Source organism: Brevundimonas sp. SPF441 (genome assembly GCF_009661015.1).
GTDB classification, from domain to species: domain Bacteria; phylum Pseudomonadota; class Alphaproteobacteria; order Caulobacterales; family Caulobacteraceae; genus Brevundimonas; species Brevundimonas vesicularis.
In genome coordinates, this window is the sequence record NZ_WJWX01000009.1 from 38,085 (window position 1) to 59,457 (window position 21,373).

Annotated in this window: 15 protein-coding genes; 10 read left to right on the forward strand and 5 right to left on the reverse strand. The window is 65.4% G+C overall.

Annotated features, from left to right (window positions below; all coding sequences use genetic code 11):
• Positions 1-23 precede the first annotated feature (23 nt).
• The 5 genes from GGC30_RS07310 (at position 24) to GGC30_RS07330 (ending at position 7,754) form a co-directional block, all read left to right on the forward strand.
• Complete coding sequence (locus GGC30_RS07310; protein WP_153923282.1) at positions 24-2,630, forward strand: TonB-dependent receptor; 2,607 nt, start codon at positions 24-26, stop codon at positions 2,628-2,630.
• 60 nt (positions 2,631-2,690) lie between these two features.
• The gene (locus GGC30_RS07315) at positions 2,691-3,524 is read left to right on the forward strand and encodes a hypothetical protein (RefSeq protein WP_153923283.1); all 834 of its coding nucleotides are present in this window, start codon (positions 2,691-2,693) and stop codon (positions 3,522-3,524) included.
• 441 nt (positions 3,525-3,965) lie between these two features.
• Positions 3,966-5,831: a rhamnogalacturonan lyase gene (locus tag GGC30_RS07320; RefSeq protein WP_228763655.1), complete on the forward strand. Its 1,866-nt coding sequence runs from the start codon at positions 3,966-3,968 to the stop codon at positions 5,829-5,831.
• Complete coding sequence (locus tag GGC30_RS07325) at positions 5,828-6,523, forward strand: DUF6250 domain-containing protein (RefSeq protein ID WP_153923284.1); 696 nt, start codon at positions 5,828-5,830, stop codon at positions 6,521-6,523. The genes GGC30_RS07320 and GGC30_RS07325 overlap by 4 nt, the downstream gene beginning before the upstream one ends.
• A gap of 13 nt (positions 6,524-6,536) precedes the next feature.
• Positions 6,537-7,754, forward strand: coding sequence for an SGNH/GDSL hydrolase family protein (locus GGC30_RS07330; RefSeq protein WP_153923285.1), 1,218 nt, complete (start codon positions 6,537-6,539; stop codon positions 7,752-7,754).
• 25 nt (positions 7,755-7,779) lie between these two features.
• Here GGC30_RS07330 and lldD read toward each other — a convergent pair whose 3' ends face one another.
• Genes lldD through GGC30_RS07345 form a run of 3 tightly spaced genes read right to left on the reverse strand, consistent with a single transcriptional unit; the run spans position 7,780 to position 10,515 of the window.
• Positions 7,780-8,913 carry an FMN-dependent L-lactate dehydrogenase LldD gene (gene lldD / locus GGC30_RS07335; protein ID WP_370451915.1) on the reverse strand — a complete coding sequence of 378 codons (1,134 nt, stop codon included), beginning with the start codon at positions 8,911-8,913 and terminating at the stop codon, positions 7,780-7,782.
• A gap of 9 nt (positions 8,914-8,922) precedes the next feature.
• The gene (locus GGC30_RS07340) at positions 8,923-9,684 is read right to left on the reverse strand and encodes an SDR family NAD(P)-dependent oxidoreductase (RefSeq protein ID WP_153923286.1); all 762 of its coding nucleotides are present in this window, start codon (positions 9,682-9,684) and stop codon (positions 8,923-8,925) included.
• A gap of 24 nt (positions 9,685-9,708) precedes the next feature.
• Positions 9,709-10,515: an IclR family transcriptional regulator gene (locus tag GGC30_RS07345; protein ID WP_153923287.1), complete on the reverse strand. Its 807-nt coding sequence runs from the start codon at positions 10,513-10,515 to the stop codon at positions 9,709-9,711.
• A 140-nt stretch (positions 10,516-10,655) separates the two neighbouring features.
• Here GGC30_RS07345 and rhmD point away from each other — a divergent pair, with 140 nt between their 5' ends.
• From rhmD to GGC30_RS07370, 5 genes are all read left to right on the forward strand, one after another.
• On the forward strand, positions 10,656-11,852 hold the full coding sequence (gene rhmD, locus GGC30_RS07350; RefSeq protein WP_153923288.1) for an L-rhamnonate dehydratase: 1,197 nt from the start codon (positions 10,656-10,658) through the stop codon (positions 11,850-11,852).
• A gap of 30 nt (positions 11,853-11,882) precedes the next feature.
• The gene (locus GGC30_RS07355) at positions 11,883-12,731 is read left to right on the forward strand and encodes a fumarylacetoacetate hydrolase family protein (RefSeq protein ID WP_153923289.1); all 849 of its coding nucleotides are present in this window, start codon (positions 11,883-11,885) and stop codon (positions 12,729-12,731) included.
• A complete protein-coding gene (locus tag GGC30_RS07360) occupies positions 12,728-13,480 on the forward strand; it encodes an SDR family NAD(P)-dependent oxidoreductase (RefSeq protein WP_153923290.1) in 753 nt (250 codons plus the stop codon). The genes GGC30_RS07355 and GGC30_RS07360 overlap by 4 nt, the downstream gene beginning before the upstream one ends.
• A 114-nt stretch (positions 13,481-13,594) precedes the next feature.
• The gene (locus GGC30_RS07365) at positions 13,595-14,470 is read left to right on the forward strand and encodes an alpha/beta hydrolase (RefSeq protein ID WP_194943545.1); all 876 of its coding nucleotides are present in this window, start codon (positions 13,595-13,597) and stop codon (positions 14,468-14,470) included.
• Positions 14,470-15,369: an amidohydrolase gene (locus tag GGC30_RS07370; RefSeq protein WP_370451916.1), complete on the forward strand. Its 900-nt coding sequence runs from the start codon at positions 14,470-14,472 to the stop codon at positions 15,367-15,369. The genes GGC30_RS07365 and GGC30_RS07370 overlap by 1 nt, the downstream gene beginning before the upstream one ends.
• A 19-nt stretch (positions 15,370-15,388) precedes the next feature.
• On the opposite strand, the gene GGC30_RS07375 is transcribed toward GGC30_RS07370, so the two are convergent.
• Positions 15,389-18,124, reverse strand: a complete 2,736-nt coding sequence (locus tag GGC30_RS07375) for a Tat pathway signal sequence domain protein (protein ID WP_153923293.1) — start codon at positions 18,122-18,124, stop codon at positions 15,389-15,391.
• Between the two features lie 90 nt (positions 18,125-18,214).
• Positions 18,215-21,352 carry a TonB-dependent receptor gene (locus tag GGC30_RS07380; RefSeq protein WP_370451917.1) on the reverse strand — a complete coding sequence of 1,046 codons (3,138 nt, stop codon included), beginning with the start codon at positions 21,350-21,352 and terminating at the stop codon, positions 18,215-18,217.
• Positions 21,353-21,373: the final 21 nt, after the last annotated feature.

Below are 21,373 nucleotides of genomic sequence, written 5' to 3' on the forward strand. Positions count from 1 at the left end.
TCGGATCGACATCGGGGGATGCCATGACCATCAAGATCACGCGGCGGGCCTATGGGCCGCTGCTTCTGGCCACCACAGCCTTGGCCACGGCCGCCTTCGCCGCTTCGGCGCGCGCGCAGGAGGTTGATCAGGCCGCCGAGGTCGACGAAATCGTCGTGACCGGCCAGCGCGAGGCCCAGCGCGCCGCCACCGCCGTCAAGCGCGCGGAGTTCGAGGTCATGGACGCGGTGTCGGCCGACGACATCGGCAAGCTGCCGGACCACAACACCGCCGCCGCCCTGCGTCGCATTCCCGGCGTTTCGGTCATGGAGGACCAGGGCGAGCCGCGCTGGCCGATCCTGCGCGGCCTGGCCTCGACCTACAACCGCACGACCATCGACGGGGCCTTCGTCGGTTCGGTGGACGAGAGCGCGCGCACCGTGCCGATGGATATCGTGCCCTCGGTCATGGCCGGCCGGGTTGAGGTCATCAAGACGGTGACGCCCGAGAACGACGGCAACGCCATCGGCGGCGTGATCAACATCGCCACCCGCAGCGCCTTCGACGCCCCCAAGCCCTTCTTCAACGGCATGGCCTCCTATGGCGTCTATGAGCAGCATGGCGACGTGCGCAACGACGCCCCGTCCTATCGCCTGTCCTTCGCCGCCGGTCGTCGGTTCGGCGCGGCCGACGAATGGGGCGCGGTGATCGGCGCGTCGCACGAACAGCTCGATTACGACATCCCGCAAGCTGAGGCCGCCGCGCCCTCGATCCGGGAATACGACGCCGCCGGCAAGCCCGTGAACTCGGGCTCCGCGGCCGGCAACGGCATCCAGGTGCCGACCCAGCTGCGCCTGTTCTGGTACAACAACACCAAGCAGCGCTCGGGCGTGAACGGCAAGCTGGAATGGCGCCCGAACGTGGACTTCCGCTGGGAGGCCTCGGCGCTCTACGCCCGCATGGAGGACGACGAGGAGCGCACCGAGTTCCGCACCGAACCGAACGGAAATGTGACGAACCAGACGCGCACCTCTGGGACCTTCGCCACGGGACGCAACATCATCGGCCTGAACCAGCCCATCACGCGTCGTGAGATCGGTCTGGGCCGCACCGCCTTCCGCTGGGACGCCACGCCGCAATGGCGGCTGGACGGCGACCTGGTCTATTCGCAGGCCGGGCTGGAGACGCCGAACACCTCTATGGAGTTCCGCACGGCCGCGAACGCCAACTTCGGCTTCGCCTACGACACCTCGGACTTCTTCCCGGTCTTCACCCCGACCAATCCGACGGCCTTCCGCAATCCGGCCTTGTTCAATCTTCAGCAGCGCCGCGTCTCGCTGGTCAAGACCGACGAGGAAACGACACAGGCCCGGTTCAACCTCGCCTTCGACGATGGCGGCGATACGCGGAACCTGAAGGCGAAGTTCGGCGCCGTGCTGCGCTCGAGCGACCGCAGCTATCGGTCCAGCCGCACCGACTATACGGCCAAGACCGGTTTCATCTATACGCTGGATCAGGTCGATCGTCCGGGACCGGACAAACTGATCGAAGGACAATATCGACTGACGCCGCGTATCGACGTGGCGACGGCCGAGGCCTTCTATGCGGCCAACGCAGCCAGCTTCGACGTCAAGACCGCCACCCCGACCGGCGACTATGACGTCACCGAGGATGTCTTCGCCGGCTATGCCCAGGCCAGCTATCGGTGGGGCGATCTAACCCTGCTGGGCGGGCTTCGCTACGAAAAGACCGAGGTGAGTTCCGACGCCGTGCGCGCCGCGGGGACGACCCTGACGCCGGTGTCGAACAGAGGCGACTATGACAACTGGCTGCCCAGCCTGCACCTGCGCTGGGATTTGCGTGATGACGTCGTGGTGCGCGCCGCCTGGACCAACACGATCGGCCGGCCCGACTTCGGCTCGCTGGCCGCCAGCGAGAACGTCAGCTTCGACGGATCGCAAGCCACGCTGTCGCGGGGCAACCCCGGCCTGAAGGCGCGCGAAAGCGAAGGGTTCGACCTGTCGTTCGAATATTATCCGACCGACGGCCTGATGTCGGTCGCCCTGTTCAGCAAGAGCATAGACAACGAGATCTTCACCCTCAGCTCGGTTCAGAACCTGGACGTGGGCCGAGGCGTGGAGGCGGTGATCGTCTCGACCCCGACCAACGCCGAGACGGCCAAGATCCGCGGCGTTGAAGTCGCCTTCCAGCAGGCCCTGAGCATGCTGCCGGCGCCGTTTGACGGGTTCGGCGTCAGCGCCAACGCCACCTTCCTGGACACGGAGTTCACCTTCCTGACCACGGCGGGCAAGCGTCACACGGGTCTGTTCCAGCAGCCCTCGACCACGACGAACGAGTCGATCTGGTATCAACGCGGTCCGCTGGAAGCCCGCGTGTCGCACAACTATATCGGCGGCTTCCTGGAGACGATCAACGACACCATCCCCAACGCCGACCAGTACTGGAAGGGCCGTCATTCCTACGACGCCTCGGTCAGCTGGCGGTTCGACAACGGGATCACCGTCTTCGCCGAGGGGCAGAACCTGTCGAACTCGGGCCGTCGCGAAGTGACGGGTCCGGGCCGCACCTATCTGCAGGAATCGGCCAACTACGGCCGAACCTACTGGGTCGGTCTGTCGGCCAGCTTCTGATCCCGATCCGGACGGCCGCTTTCTCCGGGAGCGGCCGTTCTCGCCTTCGAAAGGTCCGCCATGTCCGTCTCCATCCTGTCCGCCCTGATGCTGTCGGCCGTCCAGGCGGCGCCGGCGCCTGTGGAACACGTCACGCCTGCGCCGGTCGTCCTGGCGGGGCGGGCCGAGACGGTACGGCGCTATGCATCGGATGCGCGCCAGGGCGTGGCGGTGGGGCCGGACGCCGTCTATGCCGTCTCCAACTGGTCCATCGTCCGCTATGACAAGGCCAGCGGCGAGAAACAGGCGGAATGGACCGGCGACCGCGCGCGGTTTCCGCACATCAACTCATGCAGTCTGATCGACGCCGAACTGGTCTGCGCCAGTTCCAACTTCCCCGCCACGCCGCAGGTCAGCACGGTCGAGGTGTTCGATCCTGTCGCCCTGCATCACAAGCGCAGCGTCGCGCTGGGACTGGGGACCGGTTCGATCACCTGGATCGATCGTCACGACGGATCCTGGTGGGCCATGTTCGCCAACTATGACGGTCGGGGCGGCGAAGCGCCGCGCGATCATCGTTACACCACCCTGGTGCGTTTCGACGACCAGTGGCGTCGGCTGGAGGGATGGGCCCTGCCGCCCTCGATCCTGGAGCGTATCGCGCCGATGAGCATCTCCGGCGGCGGCTGGGGGCCGGACGGACGGCTGTATCTGACCGGCCACGACCTGCCCGAGCTTTACGTCGTGGCCCTTCCGATGGGCGGCGGCGTGCTGGATCACATGGAGACGCTGGGCATCGAGGCCGAGGGGCAGGCGATCGACTGGGACGAAACCCAACCCGGCACGCTGTACGGCATCACCCGACGCACCCGTGATATCTTGGCGATGAAGGTTCCGACATCGCGCGATCGGTAGGTACGCGGCGTCTGGACTCGTCCGAAAAGGTTGAAGGCCTTTGAGACTTCGGTGCTTGGCGTGTTGCACCGATTGATATCACGGCTCGGTCTGCTCACAGATCGCCAGCGGGCCGACGAAGTCACATCCGTTACCATCCACATCATCGCATACTGAGGACCTAGCCTGCATCGGCCGCCACGAACGTTGTACTAGAGGCTCAGATCGGTTTGCGCGGCGTATGATGTGACGCCGACCCCTACCGCGCGGCAGCCGTGACAGGCATGGCTTCGGGCCTCAACGATCTGCGCTTCCAAGCAAGCATTGCCTAAAAGCGAAGCCGCTTGGAATTTTTGGGATAAAATCCTACAAAATGGACTTTTTTGCTGGGAGGCGGTTTTGGCTGGTTTTCGTATGGTGCCCCCACGAGTATTTTTGATCTGCTCGGGCGCGATTTTCATCATGGCCTCAGGGTTCGCCAAAGCCGAGTCGCCGCATCCGGAGCGGCTGGATCGGTCCGTGGTGGCTACGCTGGGTTCCGACAGTCGCATGTTGGTGCAGTGGCGGCTGCTGGCGACGGACTCTTCAGACGCCCGCTTCGACGTGTTCAAGAATGGCGTGAAGGTCATCAGGACCGGCGCGGGGGAAGCGACGAACTGGCGCGACGTGAGCGGTGATCTACAGGCGCGCTATGCGGTGCGCCGTGTGGATGACCAAAAGCCGTCGGACGCGCTGAACTTGCCCGACGGCTATCTGAGCATTCCGCTGGATCGTCCCGCAGGCGGCATTACGCCGGACGGCGTGGCCTATGAATACCAGGCCAACGACGGGACGGTCGGCGATCTGGATGGCGACGGGCGCTATGAAATCATCCTGAAATGGCAGCCGACCAACGCCAAGGATAACGCCTTCGCCGGCTTCACCGGTCCGACGCTGATCGACGCCTATAGGCTGGATGGACGGCGGCTGTGGCGCATCGACCTTGGCCGCAACATCCGTTCGGGCGCCCACTACACCCAGATGGTTGTTCAAGACTTCGACGGCGACGGACGGGCCGAGGTCGCTCTGAAGACTGCGGACGGCACGATCGACGGCGCCGGCCGGGCGATCGGCGACGCCGAAGCCGACTGGCGCGAAGACGGCGGCGAAATCCCCAGCCATGACCGAACGGGCGCCGAGCGCAAACCGGACGGAAGCCTGGCGGCCGGTCTGGTCGGCCGCATCCTGTCAGGGCCGGAGTTCATCACCGTCTTCGACGGCCGCACCGGCGCAGCCCTGGCCAGTGCGCCCTATGTCCCCTCGCGCGGTCGGGCGGGCGATGACGCGACATCGGAAGAGATGGCGGCCATCTGGGGCGACGGCTATGGCAATCGGTCCGAGCGGTATCTGGGCGGCGCGGCCGATCTGGACGGGCGCCTGCCCAGCATCGTCATGGCGCGCGGCTATTACGGGCGCACCGTGGTCGCCGCCTGGGACTGGCGCGACGGACGGCTGAGCCAACGCTGGGTGTTCGACAGCGACACGGCGCCCGAAGGCTACGCCGGTCAGGGCAATCACCAGTTCAGCGTCGCCGACGTGGACGGCGATGGCCGACAGGAAATCATTTACGGCACCATGGCGCTGGACGACGACGGAACGCCGCTGTGGACCACGCGGCTGGGCCATGGGGACGCGATGCATGTCGGCGACCTGGACCCGACCCGACCGGGGCTCGAGAAGTTCGGGGTGCACGAAAACGTCGTCGGCAATGGCGGCGTCGGGTCGGCCATGGTCGACGCCAGCACCGGCGAAATCCTCTGGCGCACGCCCGGACAGCAGGATGTCGGGCGCGGCGTCGCCATCGACATCGACCCCCGCTATCCGGGGGCCGAGGTCTGGGCGTCGAACAGCAACGACCTGTATTCGGCAGACGGCCGGGTCATCTCCCCCACCCACCCGCAGCAGATGAACTTCGCCATCTGGTGGGACGGTGACGCCCTGCGCGAACTGCTGGACGGCACGCGGATCTTCAAATGGGACTGGGAGAACCAGCGGTCCGTCCCCCTGCTGAGCGCCGAGGGCGCAGCCTCCAACAACGGCACCAAGGCCAATCCGGTTCTGGTCGCCGACATCCTGGGCGACTGGCGTGAAGAGGTGATCTGGCGCACGGCCGACAACTCGGCGCTGCGCATCTATGTGACCCCGCATCCGACCGCCATCCGCCACGTCACTCTGATGCACGATGCGCAATATCGGTCACAGGTGTCGGGGCAAAACTCGGCCTATAACCAGCCGTCGCACCCCAGTTTCGCGTTCAAGACAGCCCAGCCTGCGGAAAGCGGGCATTGAGCGCGAATAGACGCAGAGTTCTGCTCGGGGCCGCCGGTCTAGCCGGATGCGCTGCCCTGCCCCGGTCCGGCGCAAGGCGTCTTTACGCCGACGATTTCCGCCACGACCTCGATCAATGGCTGGTCGAGTTGGAGCAGGGTCAGGGCACCGTACGCGCCGCCGACGGGGTAATGACCTTCGACGTGCCGAAGGGTGCCACCGCTTGGTTCCGGCCCGAACTGACATCGCCGGTCGAGATCCGCTTCACGGCCCAAGCCGTGTCGGGTGGCGGCGTTCATGACAGGGTCAGTGACCTGAACTGCTTCTGGATGGCTGACGATCCGCGCAGTCCAGGCGACTTGCTTGCACGCCCCCGGTCGGGAGCCTTCGCCGACTATGACGAGTTGCGGACCTACTATGTCGGGCTTGGCGGCAACTCGAACACCTCCTCTCGTTTCCGCCGCTATGTCGGAAATGGAGAGCGGCCCCTACTGCCCCAGCATGACCTGTCGGCGTCGGAGGATCTTATCGTAGCCAACCGACCCTATCGCGTCCGCCTGATCGCGAACGGGTCGCGCATCGAATACTGGCGCGATGACCGGCGCATGTTCATCCTGGACGACCCTGCCCCCTATTGTCGCGGCTGGTTCGGCGTACGCACCACCTGGAATCACATGACCGTCCGAGACTTCTCGGTCTGGACCGTCGCCTAGTCCGAGGAAGCCGATGAAGAAGCACGCCCTGATCCTGACGCTGGCCCTGGCCCTGGCCGCCTTGGCGCAGACAGGCTTGGCCGCCAGCGTCCAGGCGCAAACCCATTGGGCGCGAAGCTGGAGCGCCTCGCCCCTGGCCGCCGCGCCCGACCGTCGCCCGCCGACGCTGAAGGACGTCACCGTCCGCCAGGTGGTCCGCGTCAGCGCGGGCGGCGACCGCTTCCGCCTGCGGCTGACAAACGAATACGGCCCGACGGCCGTGCGGATCGGACGGGTGCGGATCGTGCAGCTGGCCGACGACGGCGCCCCCGTCCCCGGCACGGCGCGCGACCTGACCTTCGATGGTGCGGCAAGCGCTCTGCTGGCCCCGGAGGCGCCCCTGCTCAGCGATCCGGTCGATCTGGCCCTGCCCGCGCTGAGCCGTCTGTCGATCAGCCTGTATCTGCCCGACGAGGTCGCCGATCCCACCATCCACCTGCTGGGCCTGTCGTCGGCCTGGATCGCACACGGCGACCAGACGGCGGCCGCCGCTCTGACCGACCCGACCCTGGTGACGCAGCGGCTCCTGATCTCGGGCGTCGATGTCGAGCGGGCGGAAGCGGGCCGGGTGATCGTGACCCTGGGCGATTCCATCACCGACGGCGCCAACGGCACGCGCGACGCCGACCAGCGCTGGCCCGATCTGCTGGCGCGCCGTCTGCAGGCGGCGGGCCTGACCTCGGTGGCCGTGGCCAATGCGGGCATCTCGGGCAACCGCATCCTGAAGCCCAAGCCCGGTTTGGGTGTGGCGGCGTTGGCGCGTTTCGACCGCGACGTTCTGGCTGTGCCCGGCGTGACCGATGTGATCGTTCTGGAAGGCGTCAACGACTTCGGCATGGCCTGGCGCGATCATGATCCGCAGCCGCCGACCCCGGCCGATCTGATCGCGGGCTACCGCCAGATGATCGCCCGCGCCCATGCCGCCGGCCTGAAAATCAGACTGGCGACCATCCTGCCGTTCAAGGACGCCAACTACTGGTCCGAACAGGGCGAGGCGACCCGCCAGGCCGTCAACGCCTGGATCCGCACCAACGCGGAGGCGGACGGCGTCATCGACTTCGACGCCGTGATGCGCGATGCGACCGAGCCGCTGAAACTGGCCGCCGCCTACGACAGCGGCGACCATCTGCACCCCAATGATGCGGGCTTCCGCGCCATGGCCGACGCCATCGACCTGACGCCCTATCGCTGAGAAACGGCTGGCGGTCTGACGCGAGTCAGATCGCCAGCATCTCGCAGGTCATGCCCGAGACCGACTTGGCCCCGGTCAGGGTCATGGCGACACGCATTTCCTTTTCGAACAGGTCCAGCAGGTTTTCGACGCCCGCCTGACCGTTCGCCGCCAGCGCATAGATGAAGGCCCGGCCCAGCAGGACCGCGTCGGCGCCCAGCGCAATCGCCCGCACCACATCTAGGCCGTTGCGGACCCCGGAATCCACCAGAATCTTCAGGTCGCCCTGCACCGCGTCGGCAATGGCGGGCAGAGCGCGGGCAGACGACAGAACCCCGTCCAGTTGCCGTCCGCCGTGGTTCGACACCACGATGCCGTCGGCGCCGAAGCTGACGGCGTCGCGGGCGTCCTGCGGATCAAGCACGCCCTTGATGATCATCGGCCCGTCCCAGAAATCGCGGATCCATTGCAGGTCCTTCCACGAGATCGAGGGATCGAAATTGTTCGCCAGCCAGCCGATATAGTCGGCCAGCCCCGTCGGTTTGCCCAGATAGGCCGAAACATTGCCTAGGTCGTGCGGGCGGCCGTTCAGCCCCACGTCCCAGGCCCAGGCCGGATGGGTCATGGCCTGAACCATGCGGCGGATCTCGGCGTTGGGGCCGCTCATGCCCGAATGGGCGTCGCGATAGCGGGCGCCGGGTGTCGGCATGTCGACGGTGAAGACCAGCGTCTTCACCCCCGCCGCCCTGGCGCGCTCCAGCGCATTCTTCATGAAGCCGCGATCACGCAGCACATAGAGCTGGAACCACATGGGTCGGTCGATGGCCGGCGCGACCTCCTCGATCGGGCAGACAGAGACGGTCGACAGAGTGAAGGGCACGGCGCGCGAGGCCGCCGCCTTGGCCGCCTGCACTTCGCCCCTGCGCGCATACATGCCGGTCAGGCCGACGGGCGCCAAGATGATGGGCAGGCGCAGGGTTTCGTCGAACAGCCGGGTATCCAGGCTGAGGCTGGTCATGTCCTGCAGCACGCGCTGGCGCAGGGCGATGGCCTGCCAGTCCTCAACGTTGCGACGCAGGGTCTGCTCGGCATAGGCGCCGCCGTCGATGTAATGAAACAGGAAGGGCGGCAGCTTGCGCCGCGCGGCTTCCCGATAATCGCTCGGCGACGAAATGATCACGCGCTCATCCTACTGGAAGTTGGCGAAGGCGCCGCCGTCGACCAACAGGGCCGCGCCGGACATATAGGACGCCATGTCCGAGGCCAGGAAGGCGACGACCGAGGCGATGTCCTCCGGCCGGCCCAGACGGCCCAGCGGAATGCGGCCCTCCATATATTCGCGCTTCTGCGGGTCGGCGAGGTCGTCCTTGTTGATGTCGGTGGCGATGGTGCCGGGCAGGACGGAGTTGCAGCGGATGCCGTGGCGTCCCAGGGCGACGGCGCAGGACTGCATCAGGCTGTGCACCCCCGCCTTGGTCGGCGTGTAATGGGTCTGCATCTCACCCCCGACGAGCGCCGAGATCGAGCTGATGGCGACAATAGCGCCGCCGTCTCCCTGCTTGACCATCTGATTGGCCGCCGCCTGCACCATGTAATAGGCGCCGTGAAGATTGACCTCCATCGTCCGGCGCAGGGTCTCGACCGGCATGTCGAGGAAGGCGTGGAACGGACAGATGCCAGCGTTGGAGACGAAGACGTCCACCCGGCCCAGCGCCTGAACGGCGGCATCGACGAAGGCTGCGGCGCTCTCGGGCTGGGCCACATCGCCGTCGACGGCGATGGCCCGGCGGCCCAGCGCCTCGATCTCGGCGACCACCTCGGCGGCGGCCGTCTCGTCTCGGAAGGTATTCAAGGCGACATCCGCCCCCTGGCGTGCAGCTTCGATCGCCGTCGCCCGTCCGATACCCCGCGATGCGCCCGTGATCAGGACGACCTTGTTCTCAAGCAGCATGCGGGCTCCGGCGGTAGTTCGGTTTCAGGATTTGGGCGACCAGCCCAGGTCGGCGCTGATCGCGTCGGCGGCCTCGGTCACGGTCTTGGTCAGTTCGGTCATCCGAGCGTCGGACATATATTGGGCAGCGGAAGACACGCTGAGCGCGGCGACGATCTGGCCGTTCACCGAACGGATCGGCGCGGCGACGCAACGGATCTGGTCTTCGTTCTCTTCCAGGTCGAAGGCGTAGCCCTTCTGGGCGTAGCCATGCATCCGCTCCAGCCAGACGGCGCGGGCGGATGAGTCATAGGTCGCGCCCGGCTCGGCGTAGAAATCGATCCAGTCCGCCTCGGTCTTGTCCAGGATCAGTGCCTTGCCCAGGCCGGTCGAGGCGATCGGATGACGTTCGCCCAGGCGCGAGCCGATGTTGATCCGCCTGCGCCCCGCCACCTTGTCCAGATACAGCGCATGACGCCCGTCCAGCACGCCCAGATGCACGGTGTCGTCGGTCTGGGCCGACAGCTGCTCCAGCCACGGCCGGGCCACGCGCGGCAAATGCATCTGCTGGCTGGCGGCATGGCCCAGCTCCAGCAGTTTGGGGCCGAGGGAGTAGCCCTCGCGCGGGCGGAACGACAGCAGCCGCCGCTCGACCAGGGCCGAGGCTAGGCGGTGGGTCGTGCTGCGCGTCAACTCCAGCTTTTCCGAAAGTTCGGCCAGCGGCAGGGAGCCGTCGATCACGGCGTCGATGACGTCCAGACCCCGCAGCAGGGTCTGGCTGCCGGACGCCTTGGCGCCGACCTCTTCATCCCCATCGACCTGTGCGGTCTTGATTGACGGCGTTCGTCCCATTTCGTAATCCTCATTCTCAGAATGTAGAAAAACGCGCAAGTCGCTCCTCTACACGGACCTGACTTTGACGCTGCGCACGGAGGAACGCCAGTGAAATCCCGCATTATGGGAGCAAATCACCAATCCTTGGTGATGGCGCGATGAGCCGCCTGCCCCGCATCAAACACGTCCGCGCCTTCGTCGTGAAAAACGACGGCACGGGCGGCGGCGCCGATTACCACGATCAGGGCGACGGCCACTGGATCGACGACCACATCGCCACTCCCATGGCGAAATACCCCGAGTACCGCCAGAGCCGCCGCAGCTTCGGCATCAATGTGCTGGGCACATTGGTCGTCGAGATCGAGGCCGAGAACGGCGTGGTCGGATTTGCGGTGACGACCGGCGGCGAACCCGCCGCCTATATCGTCGAGAAACACCTGGCCCGCTTCCTCGAAGGGCGCGATCCGTCCGAGGTCGAGAAGATCTGGGACCAGATGTATTTCTCGACCCAGTATTACGGCCGAAAAGGTCTGGTGGTGAACGCCATCTCCGGCGTGGATCTGGCGCTGTGGGACCTGCTGGGCCGTCTGCGTCAGGAGCCGGTTTTCGCCATGCTGGGCGGGGCGGTGCGCGACGAACTGACCTTCTACGCCACCGGCGCGCGCCCGGACAAAGCCAAGGAATTGGGCTTCATCGGCGGCAAGATGCCCCTGCACCACGGCCCGGCCGAGGGCGAAGAAGGCCTGCACAAGAACATCGCTGAACTCGCAGCCATGCGGAACGCCTGCGGCGAGGACTTCTGGCTGATGTTCGACTGCTGGATGGCGCTGGACCTGAACTATGCCACCCGTCTGGCGCACGAGGCGCACAAGCTGGGTCTGAAGTGGATAGAGGAGGCGCTCAGCCCCGATGACTACTGGGGCTATCAGGCGCTGAAGAAGAATGCCCCCAAGGGGATGTTGGTCACGACCGGCGAGCATGAGGCCACCCGCTGGGGCTTCCGCATGCTGCTGGAGATGGAATGCTGCGACATCATCCAGCCGGACGTGGGCTGGTGCGGCGGCGTCACCGAACTGCAGAAGATTTCGGCCCTGGCCGACGCCAAGGGCGTGCTGATGATCCCTCACGGCTCGTCGGTCTATTCCTACCACTTCGTGGTGACGCGCCATAACAGCCCATTCGCCGAGTTCCTGATGATGGCCCCCGGCGCCGACGAGGTCGTGCCGATGTTCCATCCGCAACTGATCGGCGAACCCGTCCCCGTACACGGCCGCCTGAAGGTTCCAGATACCCCCGGCTTCGGCGTCGAGCTGAACCGCAACATCGCCCTGCATCGCCCGTACGCGCGCCCCTAACTTCGCCACGACGAAAGCCCTTCCCTCACCATGAAACTGCTGCGTTACGGCCCCAAGGGCCAGGAAAAGCCGGGCACGCTGGACGCCGAGGGGCGCATCCGCGACCTGTCGGGCCACATCGCCGACATCACGCCGGACCAACTGTATGGCCCCGCGCTCGAGGCGCTGAAGGCCATCGACCCGACCACCCTGCCCCTAATCGAAGGCCAGCCCCGCTACGGCGTGCCAATCAATGGCGTGCGCAAATTCCTGGCCATCGGCCTGAACTTCGCCGACCACGCAGCCGAATCCAATCTGCCGATCCCCGAAGAGCCGGTGCTGTTCACCAAGGCCATTACCTGTCTGAACGGGCCGAACGACGACGTGGTCATCCCGCGCGGCTCGGAAAAGACCGACTGGGAGGTCGAGCTGGGCATCGTCATCGGCAAGCCCGCCTCCTACGTCACCAAGGCCGAGGCTTTGGATAACGTGGCCGGCTACGTCCTGATCAACGACGTGTCCGAGCGCGCCTATCAGACCGAGCGCGGCGGCACCTGGGACAAGGGCAAGGGCTGCGACACCTTCGGCCCCGTCGGCCCTTGGCTGGTCACGACCGACGAGGTCGGCGACGTTCAGGATCTGGACATGTGGCTGGACCTGAACGGCACGCGCATGCAGACCGGCAATACGAAGACCATGATCTTCGGCGTCGCCGAGATCGTGTCGTATCTGTCGGAGTTCATGACGCTGGAGCCCGGCGATCTGATCACCACCGGCACCCCGCCCGGCGTGGGTCTGGGCCAGAAGCCGCCGCTTTATCTGAAGGCCGGCGACACGGTGCGCCTGGGCATCCAGAAGCTCGGTGAACAGGGTCAGACCTTCGTGGAGTGGACGCGATGAGCGCCTATCAAGGCCGTTTCGCGGGCCGCACCGCCATCGTCACCGGCGGCGCGTCGGGCCTGGGCAAGGCCGCCGCCGCCCGCATCGTCGCCGAGGGTGGCAAGGTCGTGCTGTGGGACCTCAACGCCGAGGCGCTGACGGCCGCCGCCGCCGAGGTCGGGGCCGCCCATGTGATCGCCCTGGATGTCGCCGACCCCGAGGCCGTCGCCGCAGCGGCCCAGGACTCGGCCCAGGCGCTGGACGGCCGCATCGACATCCTGGTCGCCTCGGCCGGCATAACCGGCGCCACCGTGCCGGTGCATGAGTTTCCGATCGACAGCTGGAAGCGCGTCGTCGACATCAATCTGAACGGCGTCTTCTACTGCTCGCGCGCCATCGTGCCCTTCATGCTGGCCAACGGCTATGGCCGGATCGTCAATGTGGCCTCGGTCGCGGGCAAGGAAGGCAATCCCAATGCCTCAGCCTATTCCGCCTCAAAGGCCGGCGTGATCGGCTTCACCAAGTCGCTGGGGAAGGAACTGGCCGGCAAGGGCGTGGTCGCCAACAGCCTGACCCCCGCCACTTTCGAAAGCCCCATCCTGGACCAACTGCCGCAAAGCCAGGTCGATTACATGCGCTCCAAGATCCCCATGGGCCGCCTGGGCGAGGTCGAAGAGAGCGCCGCCATGGTCTGTTTCATGGCCTCCGAAGAGTGCAGCTTCACCACCGCCTCGACGTTCGACACGTCGGGCGGACGCACCACCTACTAGGCAGGTGACGACATGAGCGGCCGCGTCTCTAGACCTTCGGTCGCGCGCGGCCGCTCGATGCGTATGGCAGTGGCCTTTGGGGCAATCGCCGCCGGTTTTCTCGCGCAGCGAGTCTTGGCGCAGACCGCGCCGGCGGCCGGCGGCCCTCCCATCATATCACAGGACGATTTCCTTCAGACCCGGCGCTACGCCCTGCGGGCGGGCGACGACGAGACGTCCCTGACCCTGTTCTCGCCGCAGAACGGACGACGCAGCGGCGCGGCGGTCATCATCGCGCCCGGCGGCGGCTATATCGGCTTAGCCGGAAATCTGGAAGGCCGTCAGGTCGCCGACTGGTTCGCCGCGCGGGGTGTGACTGCCTTCGTACTGAAATACCGTTTCGGAGCAGAACATCCCCTGCCCCAGCCGATAGAGGACGGCGAGCTTGCGGTCCGCTACGTCCGCGCCAACGCTCTGCCTTTGGGCGTCGACCCTGACAGGATCGGCCTGATAGGTTTTTCGGCAGGCGGTCATCTCGCGGTTATGACGGTCAGCCTGTCGGACGCTGGCGATCCGGCCGCCGCCGATGCGGTCGAGCGCGTCTCCAGCCGACCCGACTTTCTGATCCTTGCCTATCCCTGGCTGGAAGCGACGACCGTGAACGCCGAAGGCGGTTCGGAATACTGCCGCTTCGCTCGCATGGCCCGTTTGGAGTGCAATCCCCAAGACTACATGGCCTATACGCCCCTGCCTGGCGTGGTCGCAAAGGCACCGGCCACCTTCATCTATCACACCACCGACGATGTTCTTGTGCCGGTCGGCGGCTCCGTCGCGCTGTATTCCGCCTTGGCGGCGGCTGGTAAGGACGTGGAGATGCACCTGTTCGCTCATGGTTCTCACGGCTCGGGTCTGGGCGGCGGCGATGCGGCGCTTGGCCTGTGGCCTCAGGCGCTGGACAACTGGCTGCGCACGCGCGGATATTTCAATAAAGAGCCTTTGGCTAAGCCATGATGTCCGACCTTCGCATTGTCGACAGCCATGTCCACCTGTGGGACCTGTCGCGCGCCCGCTACGGCTGGCTTCAGGACCAACCCCTGCCGAACAATCCGGCCGGGGACATGAGCCCCATCGCGCATAAAAACTATCTCCTGGACGACTATCTGGTCGATACGGCAGGCTGGCGCGTGGACAAGATCGTCCATGTCGAGGCGGGGCAGCCCATCGGTCAGCAGTTGCCCGAGACCGGCTGGCTGCAATCTCTCGCAGACCAGCGCGGCTATCCCCACGGCATCGTCGCCGGCGCCGATATGCTTGACCCAGACCTGGACGCCCTGCTGGAAGCCCATGCGGCGCGCCGGAATGTGCGCGGCATGCGCCAGATCATCTGTTGGCATAAGGACCCGCTGAAAACCTACACCGACCATGATCTGCTGCATGACCCCAAATGGGTCGAAGGCTTCGCCAAGCTGGCGCGCCACGGCCTGTCGTTCGACCTTCAGCTCTATCCTTCGCAGATGGCGACCGCAGCCATCATCGCTGCTCGCCATCCCACCATCCCTATGATCGTCAATCACGCCGGCCTGCCGACCGATCGCGATGCGGCTGGCATAGCGCGCTGGCGTCAGGGCCTGCGCCTGCTGGCCGCCCAGCCGCAGATCTCGATCAAGATTTCGGGCTTGGGCATCACCGACCGCGCCTGGACGGCCGACAGCATTCGCCCCGTCGTTCTGGAGTGCATCGACGCCTTCGGAACCGAGCGCGCCATGTTCGCCTCCGACTTCCCGGTCGAGAGCGTCCACGGAACCTTCGACGCCTTCTACTCTGCCTTCGATGCGATCACGGCCGACTTCTCGGCCGACGAGCGCGATCGCCTGTTTGCCCGCAACGCCGAGGCGATCTACCGCCTCTGACGTCGCTGCTTTACGGCGGTCAGGGCCTGTAGCCCAGACGCGCCGCAGCTTCTTCCAGACTGTCGCCAATCAGAGCCAGGTTTTCGATGGCGGCCAAACTCCATTGCGCCGCATCGTTGGTGGAGACCTGCGCGTCCTCCTGTATGGGGCGAAGCACATCGACGCCGCCCACGGGGGTCGAACGCGCGCCGAGCAACGCCTGTAGCTTGGCGAGATCGCGACCCAGAAACTCGCTCCATGCGCGTTGCGCCAAAGCGGCGTCGCCCTCCTTGTTCGCCGCAAAGGCCGTCAGGCGCGAATGGGCCTCGGTCAGCGATCGGCCCTTGGGCGCCTCGCCCAGCAGGCCGGCGATTTCATTGTCCGGGGCGTTGTAATAGCGGCAATATTCCAGCCATGCCCGGCGATAGGACGGCACGTCTAGCAGATCGAGCAACTCAGCGTTCATCTCCGCCACGCCGAAGACGGCGTTCAGATGCGACACGGCGACATAGTCGCCTTGCCCCTGATAACGGCCGGTGGCCAGGTCGAACGGAGCCTCCCCGGCGAACCAGCGGCGCTTCATGCCGCCGATGGTGGTCATGCCGTTGACGATCCGGTCGCGCCAGCGGCGGTCGCCCGTCCGCTCCCATTCCGTCAGCCAGGCCGAGATGAAGGCGCCCCAGGACGTGCCGAAGCCGGACACCACCTGTCCTTCGGGCACGGCGCGCCCCGGCGCGGGCGGCAGTTTACGGGAGATGTCGACGTTCTGGAGCGCATAATCCGACTCGTTCAGTTCGCGCATCAGGTCGCCAACCCGCTCGTCCGCCGTCAGGAAGTAGTAGATGCGGCGGTAGGCGACATTCGACACGCGCGGCTGCTTGGACGAGTCCGACCAGTGCTGCACGCCATGGCGGGTGCCGAAGCCCTTGAACCGGCCCAGGTGATAGACGTCCACCTCACCCGTGTGACGCGTCATGGCCTCGGCCAGCTTGAACACGTCGGCGCGGCCCGTCCGCAGATAGCTGGTCCACAGCCACAGGTCGGTCGAAAGCTCCGAGTTGTCCCAGGCATAGCCGCCGACGTCGTAGCGCCACATGTGGCGATCCGGATCATAGGTGTGCATGACGTCGCCATACGACCAGAACCCGTACCAGCGGCGCTGATCGACCTCCTGGATATAGTGATCCAGCAGATGGGTCAGCCGCCCCTCCAACGCCGCGCGGATAGGCGTGGACGCATCGGGCAAGGACCAATCGCCGAACACGCCCGCCATATGCATCCGGACCGGCTCAACGGTAAGGCGCGCCGGATCGGCGATCTGTTCGGCCATGGCCGAGAAGTCCGCATGCGAGGGCGTCGCGCCCAGAGCCCACAGCGTCAGTTCAGAGGTGCGCGCGATGCCGTGGGCGTCTTCCCAGCCGGCCTCGTAGTCCTCATAGGTGATATCCAGACCGACCAGTTCCTCGGCCGTCGTGTCCATGCCGTTGGCGCTGCGATAGGCACGCAGGTCCATGGCCGGGGCTTCCGGCGACCACATCCATGCCATCAGTTGCGCGGTGTCGGTATGGGCGTTGCGGATGTCCAGAGCGACCGGCGCGCGTTGCCAAAAGTCTTTCAGCCCCAGGGCGACCCCGCCCGAGGCGCCGCCCACATAGGCCAGGCCCCGACTGCGCTTGCCCGCATTGGAGTCGATCCAGGCATGGCCTTCGCTGGTCCGCTTGCGCAGGGTGAAACCGTCCGGCGACAGATGGCTGAAGGAAAAGTCCCCCCACTCCGGCACCCACTGCAGGCCGTCGTTCTTCAGAATGTCGGGCAGGTCGGCGAAGGCCACCGCCCGGCCCTCGATCTGGGCCTGGCGCACGGCCGCCGTCGGATTGGCGCGGGTCCGAAGCCCCGTCAGGGTCCGCACCGCCTCGCCCCACACCCCCTCGCCCTCTCCGGCGAAACGGATGTGGCGGTTATAGCTTTCGTCGGTCATCGGCGTGTCGGCGACGACGCCCAACCCCCGTATGAAGTCGGTCTTCGGGTCGCCGTCGAAGATGAAGCTGTGCACGATCCGCACGGCGTCCGATCCAGCATAGAAATACAGCCGCACCGAAACCGGCAGCCACTCGCGCGTCCCATCGGTGTGAACGCCGTCCAGCTTGATCACCGCGCGCACGGGGCCGGACTGTTCGACCACGGCCTGACGGACGCGGACGCCGTAGCGCGAGGATTTTAACGCGCCTCCCGCCTCCAGTTCGGGCTTGTCCTGCGACAAGGCGACCAGCGACAGCTTGCCGACGACCGAACGGCCGCCGCGCGTGGCGCCGGAAACCAGGGCATCGCCCGACTTCGGCACGCGCCATTCCAGATCGCCGACCGTAACGACGATTTGCCGCCCCTGATCGGCGACCTTCACCGGCTTGGCGGGTGCAGGCGAGGCGCCGGGGGCCAGCATCAGACCGTCCAGCGCCGCATCGCCGCTCACCGCATGGGCCGACCATTTCAGCGAACCGTCGGGCCAATAGGCGATCGGCCAGGACTGTGCAGGCGTGGCGTGACCCGAGCCGTCGCGGACGCTGAACGTCTGATTGGGGCGAAGAGCGCCACGCGGCCAGGGCACGCCGAAGGTCGTCCCCTCCAGCCGTGCGGGCTTGTGCCCGTCCAGCCAGCGCAGCGGGGTCTCAGGCGCGGTGCGACGCGGCGCAGCCAAGGCGGCGCCGGACACGGCCTGAGCGGCTGCGAGAGAGACGGCGCCCATCAGCAGGTGACGCCGAGAAGGTTGGAACGACATGTTGGACTCCCGCCGCCCCAGCGGCGCTTGACGCACTGAAACAAAGACGGCCGCCGCCCGCTGAGGCGACGGCCGCGATCACCGGAATGATCAGTATTTGTAGGTCGCGCCGAGGAAGAAGCGACGGCCCGAATAGCCCCTGTTGATCAGGCGGATGTCGCCCGCATAGGTGCTTTCATCCTCCTCCGTCAGGTTCTTGCCTTCCGCAAAGAAGGTCAGCCCCTTCAGGCCCGGCTTCCACGAGATCTTGCCGTCCAGATAGCCGGTCGGCTCCTTGATGATCGGATTGCCCGACTGGTCGGCCGCCGTGACCAAATATTCCGACCGATAGTTGTAGGCCAGGCGGGCGTTGATCGGACCGCGCTCATACCAAAGTGTAGCGTTGTAGCTGGTGCTGGACAGGCCGGGGTAAGACAGTTCCGAGCCGTCCAACTGGCTGTAGACACCCACATCGGACGCTTCCTGATAGGTGTAGTTCACGTCCGCACCCAGGCCCGAAAGCAGACCGGGCAGGAAGGTGAAGGCGGTCTTGGCCGTCAGCTCGACGCCAGAGATTTTGGCGCCCTCGCCATTGATGAAGCTGTTGTAGAAATACAGGACGCCGTCGCCGAACACATCTCTCTGACCCAGGCTGGTCCGCGAGGGCAGATAGAAGGTCTGGATATCCTTGTAGAAGAAGCCGGCCGAGAACTGCGTGTCGCGGTTCGGATACCATTCGAAGGACAGGTCGTATTGCGACGCCTCGTAGGGCTTCAAGTCAGGATTACCGGCCGAGCAGCTGTCCGGACCGTCTTCCGCCGTCCCGTCGTTGGCGAAGTTGATGGTGCAGGTCATGTTCGGCAGCAGATAGTTGTACAGCGGCCGCGCCATCAGCTTGGCGTAACCCGCCCGCACGCTCAGCACATTGTCGATCAGCCAAGCGTTCACGTTGAAGCTGGGCAACCACTTCGTATAGTCGCGAGTCTGTTCGACCAGGGTATTGGAAACCACGGCGGTGGTCGCCACGCCATTGACCAGGCGCGTCTCGTTGCGCGTGAATTTGCCGGCCGTATTCGTTTGGGTATGGACCCGACGCAGACCCAGGTTGCCGACGAGATCGAGCCCGAAGATCGGCAGAGCCCAATCCAGACGGACATACTGGGCGTCGGTCTGCTCCTTCACCCGGTACGGGATCTGATCGTAGGTTTTTCCGTCATTGCCGACGCCTGAATAGAGGTTGTCCAGATTGAAGTGGCTGGTGTCCAGATACTGGGCGATGGCGTTGAAGTTCGGATACATCCAGTTCGACGGCAGCGACCCGCCACCGTAGTAGAAGTCCGAAGGAAGGGGCGTCATGGCCGCGGCGAACACCGAGTTCGAGAAGGCCCGCGACCAAGTCTCCGTCGTGTTCCAGTAGCTGGTCTGATACGGATTGCCGTACAGCGCGGCGGTCTGATCGACGGTCGCCGTGTCACTCACCCGCGAGGTCGAGTTCACCGAATTGGCGTAGATGACTATGTTGTCCAGTTCGGACGCCAGGTTGGCGCCGGGGCTGACGATGAAGCCACCGTAGTCATAGCCTTGCGTTTCGGCGTTTGAGTAGCGGCCACCGAACTTGATGTTGGTGAGGAATGTCGTCCGAGGATCGAAATCGACGTCAAGCTTGTACTGATCTTCGCTGTTGGACGACTGCGACGGCCGATACTGGATTTGGTACTGACTGACCGCCGAGGCATCGGATGGCGAGAAGCCTGGGGCGAACGTAAAGATTGGAGCGGAGGTGCCAGGTTCAAGGCTGACGACCATTCCCGGCGTGTTGAAGCTGACCGAGACGTTGTTTGTCTGGCTCAACGTCTCGCTCTTGGCGTTGGCGCCCAGGAAATCGACCTTGAAGCGGTCATTATACCACTTCAAGCCATAGGTGATGTAGTCGGAACTGGTTTCATACTGGAAGTCGCGCGACGAGATGCTGAATGACGTATCGCCGCCACGCCCGGAAGTGCCCAGGCAGTTGCCGACCCGATACTGGACGACGTTGTGGTTCGCGTCCACGACCACGCCCGGCACGGTTTCCGCCGTGGTCGTCGTCACCCGCGGGCAGGTGGCACCGACGGTGTAATTAAGACGATCCAGCGAAGTGAAATCAGTGCCGTAGTTGATATCGTTCAGCTGCTGCGTCCGTTTGTTCGTCTGATAGGTGACGAAGCCGCGCAGATTGTCGGCGAACTTGTATTCTGCCGTGAACTCGCCAGACGTCCGCTCGTCATCGCGGGTCCAGACGCGATAGCGCGGCACACGCGGATTATAGTCGTACCACTGGCTTTGGCACGCTGTGCGAGCCTGGGCCGTCGTCAGGGTGTTGGCGTCCGGCGTCGTAAAGGTCGCGCACGCCGCCTCGCTGCCGACGGCGGCGATCGCGTCGTTCACGGCTCGGCTGTACGACTGGTTGTAGTAGTTGACGGTCTTTTCCGACGAGTTGTCGAAATCCGCCAGACGCGCCCAAGAGTGGTCGTCGTAGAAGTCGCCGCGCGTCTGAACGCTGTCATAAGTGACATTGGCCATCAGGCCCAAACGGCCGTCGAGCAGTTGCGTCGCGCCAAAGAAGCTGGCGCGAGGCTTCCAGTCGGGCAGTGTGTCCAGCTTTTGGCCCGACACGGTCATGGAGAATGTCGGCTTGTTGAAGTCCAAGGGCTTGCGGGTCTGGACCGACACTGTGCCGCCAACGGCGCCTTCGGTCATGTCAGCCGTGAAGCCCTTGAACACGTCGATCGACTTGACGATTTCGGCCGGCAGTTCGCGGAAGTCGTTGGAGCGGCCGCCGCCGCCATAGACGTTTAGATTGCCCGCTGTGGACAGGACGCTAACGCCGTTGATTTCGACGCGGTTCAGGTCGGGCTCGACGCCTCGGATCGAGACGGCGTTGCCTTCGCCGAAATCACGCGACAGCTGAACCCCGGTGACGCGGCCCAAAGCCTCACCCACATTCTTGTCAGGAAACTGGCCGATGTCGTCGGCGACGATGGAGTCCGACACGGTGCTGGCCGAACGCTTGCGGTTCATGGCCGACTGCAGGCTGGATCGCGTGCCGACGACGACGACTTCATCGACGGTCGATACGGGAGCGTCCGCCGCCTGAGTTTGCGTCGTCTCCTGCGCATTCGCGACGCTGGCGGACGCCAGCACAAGAGCCGCGGCGCCGGCGGTATGCATGAAGCGGCGAGCCCATCGCCCGTTCGACTGTGTCGTCACTGAAGTTCCTCCTCTAGCCCT